Source organism: Streptomyces agglomeratus, from assembly GCF_001746415.1.
In the GTDB taxonomy this organism is placed as follows: domain Bacteria; phylum Actinomycetota; class Actinomycetes; order Streptomycetales; family Streptomycetaceae; genus Streptomyces; species Streptomyces agglomeratus.
In genome coordinates, this window is sequence record NZ_MEHJ01000001.1 from 641,666 (window position 1) to 657,300 (window position 15,635).

Consider the following 15,635-nt stretch of genomic DNA (forward strand, 5'->3'; position numbering starts at 1 on the left):
ACTCCCATGCCCCGCGAAAGAAACCCCCTCCTCCCGCTGCTGCCGGTCGCCCTGCTGCTCCCCCTGGCCACCGCCTGCGGCGGTTCGGCCGACGCCGACGGCAACGCCGAAGCGAAGACGGTCACCGTGACCGTCGGCTACCAGTCCAAGACCATCAACACCGTCACCGCCGGCACCCTGCTGCGTTCCCTCGGCTACTTCGAGGAGGAACTCGCGGCCCGCGGGAAGAAGGACGGCACCACCTACAAGGTCGAGTGGCAGGACTACGCGACCGGCGCCCCGATCACCGCCCAGATGACGGCCGGGAAGATCGACATCGGTTCGATGGGAGACTTCCCACTGCTGATCAACGCGGCCCGCGGCAAGCAGCTGGGGCAGCCGACCCGGTTGGTCTCGGTCACCGGCTACAACCTGCGCGGCGGCCTGAACACCGTCGTCAGCGCGCCCGGTTCGCCTCTGCGCTCACTGGCCGGCCTTCGCGGCAAGAAGGTGTCCACCAGCGTCGGCTCAGCCGCCGACGGCACCCTGGTCCGGGCCCTCCGGCAGGCCGGCATCGACCCGGACAAGGGCATCCAGAAGCTCAACCAGCAGCCCAGTGTGGGCGCTTCGGCCCTGACCGCGGGCAGTGTCGACGCGCTCTCCCAGTTCGTCGCCTGGCCCGGCAAGCAGGCCTTCGAGGGCAAGGCCACCGCTCTGTACGACGGGGCCGAACTGAACCTGCCGACCTTCCACGGTGTCACGGTCCGGGAGAAGTTCGCCAAGCAACGGACCGGGATTCTCGACGACTTCCTCAGGGCGCAGCGGCGGGCCACCGACCACCTGCGCGCCCATCCGGTCACCGCGGCCGAGTCGGTGGCGAAGGTGACCGGGCTGCCGGCCGAGGTGGTCTACCTCTACAACGGCGCCCAGGGCATAGCCACCTTCGATCCCGAGCTCCGCCCGGAGCTGATCGCCGCGCTGAAGGAGGACGTACCGGTGCTGAAGGCGGCCGGTCTGGTGGGCGACGTCGACGTAGACGCCTTCGTCGACCCGGCGCCGCTGAGGCGGGCCGTACGGTCCGCGGCCTACCCGAAGGCGGGCACCGCCAAGCCCGAACTGTGGCTGAAGGGCGCGAGCACCACCCGCTCCTTCGACAGCCCCAAGGAGCTGTTGAAAGCCGCGAATGGCGCCGACGTCCGGGCCGCGTACGTGCCGGACGCGCTGACCGGCACCCTGTGGTTCGCCGACAAGGCGGTGTGGGTAGCGGACGGCAGCGAGCTGCGCGCCTTCGTCACCCCGGCGAGTGCGAAGAGGTACGTGGACGCTCACGCGGGGGCGCGGGTCATCCGTTACGCGGACGCCGTGAGGCTGGCGTCATGAGCGTGGGCCGCCGGCTGCTCCGCCTGGCCTCGCTGGCCGCGGCCCTCGGGGTGTGGCAGCTGCTGACCTCGCTGGACGTCAACCTGTGGCTGCGGTTCGAGCAGTTCCCCACGGTCGGCGAGGTGGCCTCCGCCTTCGCCGACCGGGTCGGCACCGCCCCGTACTGGCAGGACTTGGGCCACAGCCTGCGCCGGATCGTGGTGGGTTTTGTGCTGGCCGCGTTGGCGGGGGTGGCGGTCGGAACGGCCGTCGCCCGGTCGCGGTGGGCCGCCGACCTGCTGGGCCCACTGGTGGAGGTGGTGCGGCCGGTGCCGGCCATCGCGCTGGTTCCGGTCGCCATCCTGCTGCTGCCCACCAACGAGCAGGGCATCGTGTTCATCACTTTCACGGCCGCCTTCTTCCCGGTGGTGGTGTCGACCCGGCACGCGGTCCGGGCGCTCACCCCGGTGTGGGAAGAGGCCGTACTCACCATGGGCGGCGGCCGGCTCCGGGTGCTGTTCTCGGTGGTGCTGCCGGGAGCGCTGCCGGGCATCTTCGGCGGCCTGTCGGTGGGCATCGGCGTTTCGTGGATCTGCGTGATCTCCGCGGAGATGATCTCCGGCGAGTACGGGGTGGGCTACCGCACCTGGCAGGACTACACGATCGTCGACTATCCGGGGGTGTTCGTCGGCATGGCCACCATCGGCGCCCTCGGGTGGCTCACGTCGACCGCGGTGGAACTGCTGGGCCGTCGCGCCACCTCCTGGCTGCCCCGCCCGGCCGCGCGGGGAGCCGCCGGCGCACCGCGTCCGGCGTTCCGCAGGGCCGCCCGCACCCGGGCGGACGCCGCCGAACCCGCCGCCACCATCCGCACCGCTGTTCCCCGGAAGGAGCCGGTCCCATGAGCACCACGACCCTGCTCGCCCTACCCGCGCCGCCGGGCGCCGAACTCGTCCTGCACGACGTACGCCTCGGCCACGGGGACGGCGCTGCCGTCCCCGGCACGGTGGCGCTGCGGATCGCGCCGGGGGAACTGCTTGCCGTGGTGGGGCCCTCCGGCTGTGGCAAGTCCACCCTGCTGCGCACCGTCGCCGGGCTGCTGCCCCCTCTCGACGGGCAGGTCACCCAGGACGGTGAGCGGATCGGACAGCCCGCCGCCGACCGCGCGCTCGTCTTCCAGCACGACGCCCTGCTGCCCTGGCGTACCGTCCGCGCCAACGTGGAACTGCCGCTGGCGATCCGCCGGGTCCCCCGGGCCGAGCGGCGGCGGGCAGCGGCCGACTGGCTGGACCGGGTCGGTCTGGCAGGGCACGCCGACAAGCTGCCGCACCAGTTGTCCGGCGGGCAGCGGCAGCGCGTCCAGCTGGCCCGCGCCCTGGCCGGCCGGCCCCGCGCGGTCCTGATGGACGAACCCTTCGGCGCGCTCGACGCGCACACGCGCGCCGAGATGCAGGACCTGCTGGTCGACATCCTGCGGGACACCGGCGCCACCGTCGTCTTCGTCACCCACGACGTGGACGAGGCTGTGCACCTCGGCGACCGGGTCCTGCTGCTCGGCTCCGGACAGGTGCTGGACGTACCGCACCCGCGTGCGCGCGACGCCCGGCACGCGCCCGGCACCACCGAACTGCACCGCCGCATCCTCGAATCCCTCTGAAAGCCAAGCCAAGCCACCCGAAAGGCACCTCCGTGGACACCCTGGTGGACACCCCGCCGGCCATCCCCGCCCTCGCCGACGCGACCGAACTGTCCTGCGACGTCCTGGTCATCGGCGGCGGCACCGCCGGCACCATGGCCGCGCTGACCGCCGCCGGACGCGGCGCGCGGGTGCTGTTGCTGGAGAAGGCGCACGTCCGGCACTCCGGCGCCCTCGCCATGGGCATGGACGGCGTCAACAACGCGATCATCCCGGGCCGGGCCGAACCCGACGACTACGTCGCCGAGATCACCCGCGCCAACGACGGCGTCGTCGACCAGTCCACCGTCCGGCAGACCGCGACCCGCGGCTTCGCGATGGTGCAGCGCCTGGAGTCGTACGGGGTGAAGTTCGAGAAGGACGAGCACGGCGAGTACGCGGTGCGCCAGGTGCACCGGTCCGGTTCGTACGTGCTGCCCATGCCGGAGGGCAAGGACGTCAAGAAGGTCCTCTACCGGCAGCTGCGGCGTCGCGAGATGCGGGAGCGGATCCGCATCGAGAACCGGGTCATGCCGGTCAGGGTGCTGACCCACCCGGACGACGGCCGGGCCATCGGCGCCGCCGGGTTCGACACCCGCACCGGGCGGTTCGTCACCGTCCGGGCGGGCGCGGTTATCCTGGCCACCGGGGCATGCGGCCGGCTCGGTCTGCCCGCCTCCGGCTATCTGTACGGGACGTATGAGAACCCCACGAACGCGGGCGACGGGTACGCGATGGCGTACCACGCGGGGGCCGCGCTGACCGGGATCGAGTGCTTCCAGATCAACCCGCTGATCAAGGACTACAACGGGCCGGCGTGCGCGTACGTCGCGAACCCGTTCGGCGGGTACCAGGTCAACCGGCACGGCGAGCGGTTCGTAGAGTCGGACTACTGGTCGGGACAGATGATGGCCGAGTTCTCGGCCGAACTCGCCTCCGACCGGGGTCCGGTGTACCTCAAGCTCAGTCATCTGCCGGACGAGACCATCGCCTCCGTCGAATCGATCCTGCACACGACCGAGCGGCCCACCCGCGGCACGTTCCACGAGGGCCGCGGCCATGACTACCGCACCCACGACATCGAGATGCACATCTCGGAGATCGGGCTCTGCGGCGGGCACTCCGCCTCCGGTGTACGGGTGGACGCGCACGCCCGCACCACCGTGCCCCGGCTGTACGCGGCCGGCGACCTGGCCTGCGTACCGCACAACTACATGATCGGCGCGTTCGTCTACGGCGATCTGGCCGGCGAGGACGCCGCACGCCACCGGGCGTACGAGGGCGAGCTGCCCCAGGACCAGCTGGCCGCCGCCCACGACCTCGTCTACCGGCCGCTGCGCAACCCCGGCGGGCCGCCGCAGCCGCAGGTGGAGTACAAACTGCGGCGGTTCGTCAACGACTACGTGGCACCGCCGAAGACCGGCGCGAAGCTGTCCCTGGCGGTGGAGGCGTTCACCAGGATGTCGGGGGAGATCGACGGGATGGGCGCGCGCACGCCGCACGAACTGATGCGGTGCGCGGAGGTCACCTTCATCCGGGACTGCGCGGAGATGGCCGCCCGCGCCTCACTGGCCCGGACCGAGTCGCGGTGGGGCCTGTACCACGAGCGGCTGGACCACCCGGGGCGGGACGACGCGGGCTGGCTGCACCATCTCGACCTGCGCAAGTCCGCTTCGGGGGCGATGGAGTTCACGGCGCGGCCGGTCGAGCCGTACGTGGTCCCGGTGCCGGAGTTCGCTCCGGCACCCGGACCGGAGAGGTGGCTGGGCGAGGTCGCGCTGGTGCCGGTGGCCACGGCGGGGCCGCGGGACGCCGCCCCGGCCGCCCGCCCGGCCACGCCTCCGGCCGCGCCCTCGGCCGCGCGGGACGTGGCAGCGCCGGCCACGGTCGAGGCCCTCGATGTCTCCGCGCCCAGCCCCGCCCTCCTGCGCCTGCTCTCCCTCGCCGAGGAGTCCCCCGACCTGGACGCGCTGCGCCCCTACCTGGACGACGCCGACCCGGCGGTGCGGGCGGCCGCCGTGGCCGCCCTCGGTGAGACGGTGCCGGCCGGCGCCGGGCCCGCGCTCGCCGAGCGCCTGCGGGACGCCGCGCCGCAGGTCCGGGCCGCCGCCGCGGCCGCGCTGCGCGAGCTGGTCGAAGTACTGCCCGCCGAGGCGCGGTTGGGGGCGGGGCTGCGGGAGGCGCTGGACGTCCCCGACCCGGCCGTGCGGGCCGCCGCGCTCGACGTGCTGCGCGCCCTGCGACTGGGCGACGCCGGGGTGTACGCCGCCGCGCTCGCCGACACGGACATCGACGTACGCATCACCGCCGTACGGGCCCTGGTCTCGGTGGACGCGGTCGCGGAACTGGCGGTCGCCGCCGCCGACCCGGCCCGCGAGGTCCGGGTCGCCGTGGCCCGCGGCCTCGCGGCCGTGCACTCCCCGGCACCCGCGCCGCTCGACCCGCTGCTGGCCGACGCGGACCCGCTCGTCCGCGCCGCCGCGCTCGCCGCACTGGCCGCCACCGGCTGCCCGCCCCCGTACGCCGCGCGGGCCGCCGCGGCGCTCGAGGACCTGGCCTGGCAGGTCCGGGCGGGTGCTGCGACCGCGCTCCGTGCGGCGCCGCCCGCCCTGGCGGTCCCTGCCCTCTCCGGTGCCCTCGCCGACCCGAACGCGGATGTCCGCAAAGCCGCCGTCCTCTCGCTCCTCCCCCACCGCACCGAACCCGGGGCTCGGGCGGCCCTCGCCACGGCCGCCTCCGACCCGGACGCCGATGTCCGCGCCTACGCGTCCCGCGCGGCCTCGTGAACGTAGTCGACCGGCGGCTCTCCAAGCGGAGTTCGACGCTTCCCATGCCGTACGAAGACCTGCCGCGCCGGGCCCGCCGAGGGTGCCGGGCGCGTCGCCCGGACAGGTCCCGGACAAGGGTGTGACCAGCCCGGACAGCCGGCGGCTGTCCGGGACACGCGATCGCCGTTGCTCCGGCTGTCGCCGGCCACCAGGCTCTGCGGTGCCCGGCTGACCAAACCCTCGCCACGTGGCCTTCCGTGTCTTCGATGACGAACAGACCGCGAAGCCCGCACGAAGGAGAGACATGAAAACCCGTCGTACCTTGTTAGCGGCCGTGATGCTCACCGCGTCAGCGGTGGCCGGCCCCACCGCCGGAATGGCCACCGCCGCTTCCGCGGCACCTGCTGCGGCCTCCGGAACAGCAGCCGTCAACTGCAATTGGGACATCCCAGGGCGTGAGGGCATCTCGCACATGCACTACAAGGCGGGTGCCACCTTCCGCGGGGGCCCTTACTCGGAGTGCGACGGATACAAGCAACCGAACCAGGGTTGGGCTCACGCGACCTGTTACTACTACAACCCCGACCGCGGCACGAAGTGGTTCTGGTCCCCCGACTGGACTTCCTGGGTGTTCAGCGGAAACGTCTCCTTCCCCTACGGTGACGAGCCCACCAGGCGCTGCTGAACCCACCGCTGCCCGACACACCGGCAGCCGATGCCGCACCCGCGCTCCGCGGACCGCGCGGTGCAGTGCGCAGGCCCTCGGGACTCGGTCCCGAGGGCCTGGTTTTTGAGGCCCACGGCCACTGGCGTTGTACCGGTGGCCGCAGGGCAGGGCTGAGGTCAGTCGAGGAAGGCGCCGCCCGATTCGGGCAGTTCGTACGAGCCGGTGACCGTCGGTCCGGTGGACGAGCCGGGCAGGACGCGACCGCTGGAGGCCGCGGCAACGGCGAGGTCCGCCTTGCCGTCGGCGTTGAAGTCGCGCAGGCGCAGGCCGTGACCGAAGGACTCGTACGCCGCGGAGCTGCCGGTGACGGACTGCGGGATCCAGGAGGAGCGGGACCCGGACAGACCGCCGGAGCCACCGCGGAAGAGGTGGACGCCGCCCTGGTCCTCCGGCCGTTCACGTCCTCGTTGGGGACGCCGACCGCGAGATCGCGTAGCCGTCGCCGTTGGAGTCGGCGGCCGAGACGTCGTAGGCGAAGTCGTCGTAGTTCTCGGGCGTGCCCGAGACTCCGGCGGTGTCCTGTGTGAGCTTCGCCGAGCGGGTGCTGCTGGGGCCGGAGGATGCGCCGTACCAGAGGTTGACCGCGCCCTTGCCGTTGCTCTCATCGGGCTCGCCGACGGCGATGTCGCCGTAACCGTCCTTGTCGAAGTCTGCGACGGCGGCGTTCAGGCCGTCTTCGTCCTGTCCGGCGGCGAGGGTCTTGGAGGCGCCCGAGGACAGGCCGGTGAAGGTGCCCTTGAGGAACCAGGCGCGGACGTTGTAGTCGGTGCCGGACGCCTGCACTCCGAGGACCACCAGGTCCGCCTTGCCGTCGCCGTCGACCTTGCCGGCGGCCAGGCCGGACGAGGACCAGCCCACACCCGCCTTGTCGATCTCGCTGACGCTGCCCGTGGTGCCGGACTTGGTGAAACCGCCCCGGTACAGCCAGGCGTCACCGCCGCCGATGACTGCCACGTCCGGGGAGCCGTCCCCCGTGAAGTCGCCCGTCGCCAGGTCCCTGCCGAAGTGGCCCTTGGCGTTGCTCTTGGGTGTGATGGCGGTGCCGCCGGCCAGGCCGGACGCGGAGCCCCAGACGACAGTCACCGAGCCCTGGTACTGGACATCGCCCACGTGCTCCATGGGGTTGCCGACGACGAGGTCCGCGTAGCCGTCCTTGTTCAGGTCGGCGCCGGCCAGGCTTTCGCCGAACATGTCGTCTTCCTCGCCCGCGCCGGGGACACCCGGGCTGTCCTGGTGGATCACCTGGGTGCGCGAGGTGTTCAGGCCGCGGGCGCTCCCGTAGGTGATCGTGACGGCGCCGCCGGACCAGCCGTCCGGTCCGGAGATGCCGGTGTAGGTGTTGCGGTACGCGATGTCCCGGTATCCGTCGCCATTGAAGTCGTCGTAGTGCTTGGCCGCCGCGGCGGCGGCCGGGGCCGGGTTGATGGCGAGCAGACCGGTGGTCAGGGTGGCCACGGTGCCGATCGCCAGGGCGAGACGGCCGCGTTGATGCATGCGGGAGACTCCTGCTGCTTGCTTGTGGTGGGGCGCGCCGGGGCGCCCGTTCTCGATGGGAACCGCCGCGTTGGCCCCATATGGCGGGGCTCTGCCTAGGGGTGGCTGGGCGTGCGGCGTACGGAAGACCACCGGAGGGGCCTGAGGGTTGTACGGAGCCGGTGAGCCATCTCAACAATTCTGGGCAGCGGACCGCCCAACGACGAGGCATCACCTGAGCCATCGGCCGGATCGCGGCTGTCCCCGCGTACGCCAGCACCGCGGCGTGTCGGCACGCGACCTTGGCAGCCGTGCGGCCACGGTCGTCGCGGCCGGTCACAACGCGACACAGCGCCGCGCGGGACCATTGGACCGCCACGGGGCGACCACCACTGGCGGATGGCCGCCGAAGTCCACGCCGAGGAGACCGCTGCCTTATGGCCGGTGGAACCGCACCTCCGGCTGAGCCGCGGTCGGTCCGTCCAGTACGGGCCGGTCCATGCCCCGCAAATGGACGTCGAGGAAGGCGGCGACGTAGGTGCGGGTGATGGCGACGGCCCTGTCGGCAGGGAGGGGTGGTTGTGGCAGACCGAAGTGCCGTGAGATGACGGGGCTGTCGGAGAAGGTGAAGTGCTCCGAGCCGGCCACGGTCAGCCAGCGCTTCCACCCGTCGAGCGCCGGCCACACGGTGTTCCAGCTCGTGTCGGACCCACCGGGCCGGTGTACTGCGTCGTCCGTCCCGAGCATCATGAACGGGCGGCCCCCGAGGCCCCCGGACGGCAGTTCCTCCTGGAAGCCGCCGTCCATGTTGATGCCCGCCCCGATCCTGCGATCCGCCACCATCGCGGTAGCCGCGGCGGCGCCGCCGATGGAGTGACCGGCCATGCCGATCCGCCGCTTGTCGATCATCGCCGCGTACTTGGTGACGGCATGGCAGCCCGTCAGGCGGTCGATGACGAACGACATGTCGTCGGCGCGCGTCGCGGCGACGAGGCTCTCGTCCACGCCGCCCTCCTCGACCGCCGTACAGGCCTCGCAGGTCAGCACGCGCCCGCCCGGCATCGCCGTACCGAGGGACTCGTAGGCGTGGTCGACGGACGCGACCACGTACCCGCGGCCGGCGAGGTCCTCGGCGAGGTGGGTGAGTGTGTAGCGGGAGACGCCGAAGCCGGGCGAGAGGAGAACGAGAGGGTGTCGGCCACGTGCGGGGCGGGCGTCGCGTCGGCTGTGCGTACGCATCTCAGCCAACCGCGCCGCCGGCACGGCCTGTTCGAGGTTGAGGCCACGCAGCAGCAGCCGCGCCTCCTCGGTCGTGGCGTACGGCGCGGGCGCGGGTCTGGGACCCGGCGGGCCGGAGTGCCGGGCAGCCGGGTAGTGCAGCGTCACCATCAGCTCCCGCGCGCCGGCCTCGCGCACCCAGGGGTCGGGGCGCGAACGGTCGACGAGGTGGAGGACCGAGCTGCCGACCGCGTACGGCCCCGTCGGAGCGGGAAGTTCGGCGCGGGCGGCGGATACGAAGGCGGCCGGGACCGAAGAAGCCACCGATGACCGGGGAGCCGCCGGAGCAGGCACGGAGGGACTGGAAGGAGCGGACAACCGAGGTGCGACGGCGGAGGCCGATGCGGTGGCCGCTGTGGAGACGGGTAAGGCGAGGGCGCAGAGAAGCGCGACGGCCGTGGCCGTACGAGTACGTGTGACCATGACCCGACGCTAGACCGGCCGGTCCTCGGGGCGCGTCGGACCAGAGGCGCAATCGGGCGCTCGTCTCTCAGCCGAAAGTCGTATACGCGGCCGGCCGTTCCTACGTGGCGGGCGGCCGGCCCGGCAGGTCACCCAACCGCCCTGGCGGAGGAAGACCAAGCCGGCCTGAAGGACGTTCCGGCCCGCCGTCGCGAACCGGACCCGGCCGCCGGGCATGTCAGCGACCTCGGCAAGATACTCGGCAGCCGCCCAGCCACGTTCCCTGACGGGACCGACACAGTTGACGCCTGGGCTCACACAGCTGCGCACACCACCGGCAGAGAAGGACTACACAGAACCGCGAGCACTCCGACACCGGTCCAGCCCTTCGGTCACGGTATGGACCGTAGGGGCGGATGCTGCGTGGTTATCCCTGAAGGCTGGAGCAGTGGCGGGGGTTCGGGGCCGGGGTCCTCGGTGACCACGACGCCGGCGGTAGCGTAGTCAAAACCGGTCGGCCAGCGAGTGTGCTCGCTGGCCAGCGCGCCGGTCAGACGTGCGTGGAGAAGATCGGCCGTGCGCAGGTCGGAGCCGCGCAAATCGGCCAGGCGCAAGTCAGCTCGGCGAAAGACAGCGCCGCCTGCGTCGGCCTTGCGCAGATTCGCTTCGCGCAAGTCGGCTTCGGTGAAGTCCGCATCGCGCAAGTCAGTTTCGACCAACCGGGCGCCCCGCAGATCGGCCAGCACGCAGCGGGTTCGGCGCAGGATGGCCGTTTTGAGGTCGGCGTGCCGCAGGTTGGCCGAGACGAGTGATGCCTGCGTCAGATTGGCGCGGTAGAGGCCCGCCGCTTCCATACAGGATTGGTCGAGGTTGACCTCGTGCAGCCACAACCCGTCGCAGTCGGCCCGGCGCAGGTCTGTGACGCCGAGGTTGACCCAGGACTGCTCCCGGGGTTGTTGCAGCAGGACGCCGAGCCCGGTCAGTGCCACCTGGGCGTCGGCAGCGCGGACCTCCAGCGGCACGACGTCGTTGATGGGCACGGCCGCCGCTGGAGCTTGCGGTCCGGCGGGCGGCCAGGGCAGGTGAGTACGCAGGTATGCGGCCTGGATCGAGATGACGGCCTCGCGGTCGCGGGCGGAGTGCTCCGCGATTCGCCACAGCGCGTGGAGCCCGCCGATGCGTGTTTCCAGTTTGTCGCTGCCGAGCTGATCGACGGCTGTGCTGAACCGGTCCGTGACGTGCCCCTCCTGGGTGGCGCGCAAGCTGTCCTGGCTGACTCGTAGTTGCCGCCAGGTGGCGTACGCGCCGAACGCCACGACCATGCCGCCGACCGTCTGCAGAAGTGTCGTACGGACGTCGTTCACCGCTTTCAGCCGGTCCTGCGCAGCGACGCTCGCCCCGGCGAGATCGTGGTCGACCACCATGCCCGGCAGGACGACGAGCACCGTGCCCAGAACCGCCGGCACAGCTGTCCCGGCCAGCAGGCCGACGATCGCACGATGCCTGACCAGCCGACCGCGCCGCGGCCTGCGTCCGCGGTCCGGCTCCCCCGTCTCCATGGGCATGGGAGCCTAGGCGCCGCCCAAGGAACGATCAAGAGCGGCTTGGAGCGCTGGAGCAGCTGGAGCAGCTGGACAATATGATCACTGCTGCCGACCGCAGCATCTGTGGGCGGGAACCGCCGAAAGAGATCAAGACTTGCGGGCCGACGCCGACGGGCAGGGCCTGCCCTCAACATGCGTCCGAGTGATTCTCAGCCATCAGAAGCAGCCGACGAGGGTGTCGTAGTGCTGGGTTACCGAACCACGCGATGTGCTGCTCGGCATGAAGCGGCAGCGATTGCGACAAGTCTTGGTGACGTTTGCGGCCCTGGTCGCGCTTGTGCTGTTCGTAGTGGCGGTGTGGCTGGTCCCGTGGTGGCTCGATGGGTTTCGCCCTGCGACGGTTACGTCCGAGCAGGCGACCATCGTTTCGGGAATGCGTACGGCGCTGGTGGCAACGGGTGCCGGTGCGCTGGCAGTTGCGGGCCTGTTCTACACGCACCACACATTGAGGCTGACCCGAGAGGGCCACATCACCGACCGCTTCACCAAGGCTGTCGAGCAACTGGGCTCCGCCGTGATCGAGGTTCGCCTGGGGGGCATCTACGCCCTGGAGCGGATCATGCACGACTCGGTCAGGGACCACTACGCCGTCGTGCAGGTGCTGGCCGCTTTCGTGCGGGAACACGCACGGGACCAGTCGGCTGCCTCAACACCTGACCCTCCGCTGGTGTCTGCCGTCGCCCGCCTCGTCGAGCGAGCACGCCGACGGCGCTCACACCCTGCGGCACGGGTGAAGCCGACCGAAGACGTACAAGCCGCCTTGACCGTACTCGGCAAACGTCCGGAGGGGCGCCGTGAGCCCAAGAACATCAATCTGAGCGGTGCCCGCCTGGAAGGCGCGGACTTGAGGGGCGCGCGCCTGGACTTCGCAGAACTCTACGACACGCACTTGGAGCACGCGCTTCTGAACCGGGCCGGGCTGTGGGGTACGAACCTGTCTCATGCTCATCTGGAGCACGCGGACCTGGCCAATACCCGCCTGCCCGACGCCAATCTGTCGGGAGCTTTCCTGACGGGCACGAACCTGTGGGGAGCAGACCTCAGTAAGACCAAGGAATTGACTGTGGAGCAGGTCGTGGCAGCCCGGCCCGCGCGCACCACGGTGCTACGTCCGGACCTGGAAGCGAGTGGACGGGTTCAGGAGCGGATCGCGCAGTACGACTGAGGGTTTCCGCCTGGCGGCGGAGAGGACCCCGGCCGCCGGCAGGGCGAACGCGGGGGAACGCGGCGGAGGGGCCGTAACGGTCGAAGAGCAGCCCTGTGATTGCCTGGCCGGTGGGCTCAAGTGCCCGCAGCGGGCGCCACTGCGCTCGAACAGGCAGCGGCGGCCCGTCGGGGAGGTGCGGGCTGGATGCGGACGGCTCTCGTACAAGACGTCAGGGCGTGCGCGCGGTGAAGCACCGCCCCTCAGAACCGGTACGCCCCCGTTGGGTCGGCTCAGGCGTGCGCGACCCAGTCCCGGTCCAGCCGATCGGCCAGGCCGGCAGCGGTGAAGGCTGCGTGGAGCTCGTCGCGGCCCTCGGTGAAGTGGGCCCAGCTGTCGTGGTGGACGGGCACGACACGGCGGACGCCGAGAATCTGGGTCGCCTGGGCGGCCTGCGCGCTGTCCAGGACGAGCGGTGCGCCGTCGAAGAGGACGGGGAAGCGAGGGGCTCCGGCGAAGAGGATGGCTGTGTCCACCGGAGCGAAGCGCTCCGCGATCTCTTTGACCGCATCGAGTGAGGCGTTGTCGCCGCTGACGTAGACGGTGGGCAGGCCGTCCGCGGTCAGGACGAACCCGACGACCTGACCGGTTATCGGCTCGATCTCCTCGCGTTGCCCTGGGCCGTGGATGGCGGGAACGCCGGTCACGGTGATCGTGCCGCCATCGGGCCGGTTCAGCTCGATGTGCTCCCAGTCAGCCAGCCCCGTGGCCTTCTCCCCCAGGCGCTTACCGCCCCCGGGCGTGGTGAGGGTGAGCGGGACGTCGGCGAGCAGGGCGCGGCCGGAGTTGTCGAGGTTGTCGGCGTGCTCATCGTGCGAGAGCAGGACCACGTCGATGGGACCGAGATCGGCGGGAGTGACAGTGCCGGGCGCGGTCTTGGTCAGCGTCGCTCCCGGCGAAGGGTAGTCGCCAGGACCGTCGAAGGTCGGGTCGGTCAGGAAGCGCAGGCCGCCGTACTCGAAGAAGGCGGTCGGGCCGCCGAGAGCGCGGACCGGGAACTCGTTGGCGTCGTGCCGAGACATGCCCATCATTCCTCACGGTTGGAACTGTCATTTTCCGTGAGGTCAGGCTAGCCGGGCATCACGAAAAAACGCAAGCGATACCATGAGGGAATGGAAAAGCCCGCGGTGGCGAACCACCCACACGCCGCCCTGCCCCCCGCTCCCGGCGCCGACCGGCACCACTGCCTGGACTTCGCCGACACTGCCGCGACCCTGCCCGCCGGCCAGAGTTACGACATGCTCGCCGCCCCCGACTCCGCCATGCGCTGGCTCGCCACCCATGACCTGACCACCCCGGACGTGCAGCTGTACGAGGTCTGCGCGCAGCGGATGCGCACACTGCGCGGCCACGTGCGGGCCCTGTTCGCCGCCCGTGTGGAGGGCGTCGCCCCGCCCGAAGAATCCTTGCGAGCGGTCAACCAGGCGCTCACTGCCGTACCCAGCGCTCCCCTGCTGGCCTGGGACGGCGCGCAGGGGCTGCGCCGCGTCCAGGCCCACCCCACCGATCAGGCCGTCAACCACGCACTGGCGACGATCGCAGCCGACGCGGCCGACCTGCTCACGGGCCCGGACGCCGACCTCCTCGCCGCCTGCGGCTCCGCGCCCTGCGACCGGTTCCTCCTGCGCACCCACGGCAGGCGCCATTGGTGCTCCACCCGCTGCGGCGACCGCGCCCGCGCGGCCCGCGCCTATGCCCGGCGCAACGACACCTCGGAGTGACGCGCCTCGCCCCTGCGCGACCCGACCGCCCGCCCGCATCGGCGCTACACCAGGCGAAGTCGCTCTTGCCGCGCGGGCGGGTCTGGTCGAGTCGCCGTAGCGGGACGCGCTCCAGGAAACCGAGCACTCCACCCGCGACGGTTCATGGGACACACCTTTGGTGGTTCCCACGGCTCAGGCGGTCGCGCGGCAGCCTCCTCAATGGAGAACGGGACCGTGCCAGTCCAGGCACAGGACGGTGGCGTCGTCTCTCACGTGGCCGTTGCAGGCGTCGGTGACCGCGGCGACCAGGGTGCGCACGACCTCGCGCGGGTGTTCGGTGGCGGTATCCCGGATGAGGCCGGGCAGGTCGGCTGTCTTCGCCTGGCGTTCTTGCATGCCGTCGGTGTAGAGCACGAGGCGGTCACCGGGCCGCAGTTCGATGTCCTGCACCTGGTACGAGCCCTGCCCAGCGACGCCGAAAGGCAGGTCCGCGGCCAGGCGCAGCTCTTCGCATGTGCCGTTGCGCAGCCGTAGCGGCCAGGGGTGGCCGGCGTTGACGAGCTGCGCGCTGGACCCGTCCAGGGCGATGCGCAGCAGCTGGCCGGTGGCGAAGGTCCGTCGGCCGTGGTCGAGGAGGGCCTGGTGGGCCTGCCGGGCCTGCTCGGCAAGCTCCGCGCCTGCGCGGCGGGCCCCTCGGGAGGCGTTGACCAGGAGGGTGGCAATGAGCGAGGCCTCGACGTCGTGGCCCATGGCGTCGGTGACGGACAGGTGCAAAGTGTCGTGGTCGAGGGTGTAGTCGTAGGTGTCACCGGCGATGTCGGAGGCCGGGACCAGTGCACCGGCGAGGGCGAACTCGGCGGCTTCGCAGGACGGGGCCGAGGGCAGGAGCTGGCGCTGGATCTCCGCCGCCAGGCTGACCGAGGTGGTGCGGTTGCCCCAGTGGTACAGGTCTGTGAACCGGCGGTCGGTGACGATGATGTACGCCAGCGCGTGCGCGGCCTCCTCGACCTGATCCAGCACGTCCTGTGGTGCCTGGGTCAGGAACAGTTCCAGGACGCCGATGGTGTCGCCGCGGTTCGTGACAGGGGCGAGGACCCGCTGCCCCTGTTCGCCCTCCGGCGCCTGCACCAGCTTCTGGGTGCGCAGGACCTCGTCGTAGATGCTGCCGGCGAGAGGGACCTGATCCGCGTGGCGGCCCTGTTGCGCAGCCGCCTTCTCGCTGACGCGCAGCAGGCGTCGACCGACGACGTCGACGAACAGGAACGACACGTATCGCGCGCCGAACCGGTCACGCAGATTGCGCGCCACGACATCGAGGGAGCCCACCGGCGCGGCATCCTCCGCCGCCGCCAACACCTCCGCCAGTCCGATCCGATCACGCGCCACATCAGCCTCCCTAAGTTGGGGACTCTCCTTCCCGCCTATACGGCAATGCATCACAGCCGACTTTCAGAGGCGTTCGG

13 protein-coding genes are annotated in these 15,635 nt (G+C 71.4%); 7 read left to right on the forward strand and 6 right to left on the reverse strand.

Translation table 11 applies throughout. The features are described 5' to 3' along the window. Positions 1-6 precede the first annotated feature (6 nt). The 5 genes from AS594_RS02535 (at position 7) to AS594_RS02555 (ending at position 6,466) form a co-directional block, all read left to right on the forward strand. Positions 7-1,359 carry an ABC transporter substrate-binding protein gene (locus AS594_RS02535; RefSeq protein ID WP_069933522.1) on the forward strand — a complete coding sequence of 451 codons (1,353 nt, stop codon included), beginning with the start codon at positions 7-9 and terminating at the stop codon, positions 1,357-1,359. Next, positions 1,356-2,243 (forward strand): ABC transporter permease, encoded by an 888-nt coding sequence (locus tag AS594_RS02540; RefSeq protein WP_069925452.1) that lies wholly within the window; start codon positions 1,356-1,358, stop codon positions 2,241-2,243. Before AS594_RS02535 ends, AS594_RS02540 begins: the two co-directional genes overlap by 4 nt. Continuing rightward, a complete protein-coding gene (locus tag AS594_RS02545) occupies positions 2,240-2,995 on the forward strand; it encodes an ABC transporter ATP-binding protein (RefSeq protein WP_069925453.1) in 756 nt (251 codons plus the stop codon). The genes AS594_RS02540 and AS594_RS02545 overlap by 4 nt, the downstream gene beginning before the upstream one ends. Before the next feature lie 32 nt (positions 2,996-3,027). After that, positions 3,028-5,799 carry a fumarate reductase/succinate dehydrogenase flavoprotein subunit gene (locus AS594_RS02550; protein ID WP_069933520.1) on the forward strand — a complete coding sequence of 924 codons (2,772 nt, stop codon included), beginning with the start codon at positions 3,028-3,030 and terminating at the stop codon, positions 5,797-5,799. Positions 5,800-6,118: 319 nt separating this feature from the next. Next, the gene (locus AS594_RS02555; RefSeq protein WP_069925455.1) at positions 6,119-6,466 is read left to right on the forward strand and encodes a hypothetical protein; all 348 of its coding nucleotides are present in this window, start codon (positions 6,119-6,121) and stop codon (positions 6,464-6,466) included. Positions 6,467-6,624: 158 nt separating this feature from the next. Here AS594_RS02555 and AS594_RS47505 read toward each other — a convergent pair whose 3' ends face one another. The 4 genes from AS594_RS47505 to AS594_RS02570 form a co-directional block, all read right to left on the reverse strand. Beyond that, positions 6,625-6,852 carry a hypothetical protein gene (locus tag AS594_RS47505; protein ID WP_338120209.1) on the reverse strand — a complete coding sequence of 76 codons (228 nt, stop codon included), beginning with the start codon at positions 6,850-6,852 and terminating at the stop codon, positions 6,625-6,627. 52 nt (positions 6,853-6,904) lie between these two features. Next, positions 6,905-8,002 carry an FG-GAP-like repeat-containing protein gene (locus AS594_RS02560; RefSeq protein WP_240508911.1) on the reverse strand — a complete coding sequence of 366 codons (1,098 nt, stop codon included), beginning with the start codon at positions 8,000-8,002 and terminating at the stop codon, positions 6,905-6,907. A 414-nt stretch (positions 8,003-8,416) separates the two neighbouring features. Continuing rightward, positions 8,417-9,682: an alpha/beta hydrolase family protein gene (locus AS594_RS02565; RefSeq protein WP_069925456.1), complete on the reverse strand. Its 1,266-nt coding sequence runs from the start codon at positions 9,680-9,682 to the stop codon at positions 8,417-8,419. A gap of 371 nt (positions 9,683-10,053) precedes the next feature. Continuing rightward, positions 10,054-11,220 carry a pentapeptide repeat-containing protein gene (locus tag AS594_RS02570; RefSeq protein WP_240508912.1) on the reverse strand — a complete coding sequence of 389 codons (1,167 nt, stop codon included), beginning with the start codon at positions 11,218-11,220 and terminating at the stop codon, positions 10,054-10,056. A 265-nt stretch (positions 11,221-11,485) separates the two neighbouring features. Here AS594_RS02570 and AS594_RS02575 point away from each other — a divergent pair, with 265 nt between their 5' ends. After that, complete coding sequence (locus AS594_RS02575) at positions 11,486-12,430, forward strand: pentapeptide repeat-containing protein (RefSeq protein WP_167367975.1); 945 nt, start codon at positions 11,486-11,488, stop codon at positions 12,428-12,430. A 272-nt stretch (positions 12,431-12,702) separates the two neighbouring features. Here the strand turns inward: AS594_RS02575 and AS594_RS02580 are convergent, their stop codons facing one another. Continuing rightward, positions 12,703-13,491 (reverse strand): MBL fold metallo-hydrolase, encoded by a 789-nt coding sequence (locus AS594_RS02580; RefSeq protein WP_420877765.1) that lies wholly within the window; start codon positions 13,489-13,491, stop codon positions 12,703-12,705. Positions 13,492-13,581: 90 nt separating this feature from the next. On the opposite strand from AS594_RS02580, the gene AS594_RS02585 reads away from it, so the two are divergent. After that, complete coding sequence (locus AS594_RS02585; protein WP_069925459.1) at positions 13,582-14,190, forward strand: CGNR zinc finger domain-containing protein; 609 nt, start codon at positions 13,582-13,584, stop codon at positions 14,188-14,190. A gap of 198 nt (positions 14,191-14,388) precedes the next feature. Here AS594_RS02585 and AS594_RS02590 read toward each other — a convergent pair whose 3' ends face one another. After that, positions 14,389-15,558 (reverse strand): PP2C family protein-serine/threonine phosphatase, encoded by a 1,170-nt coding sequence (locus tag AS594_RS02590; protein ID WP_069925460.1) that lies wholly within the window; start codon positions 15,556-15,558, stop codon positions 14,389-14,391. Positions 15,559-15,635: the final 77 nt, after the last annotated feature.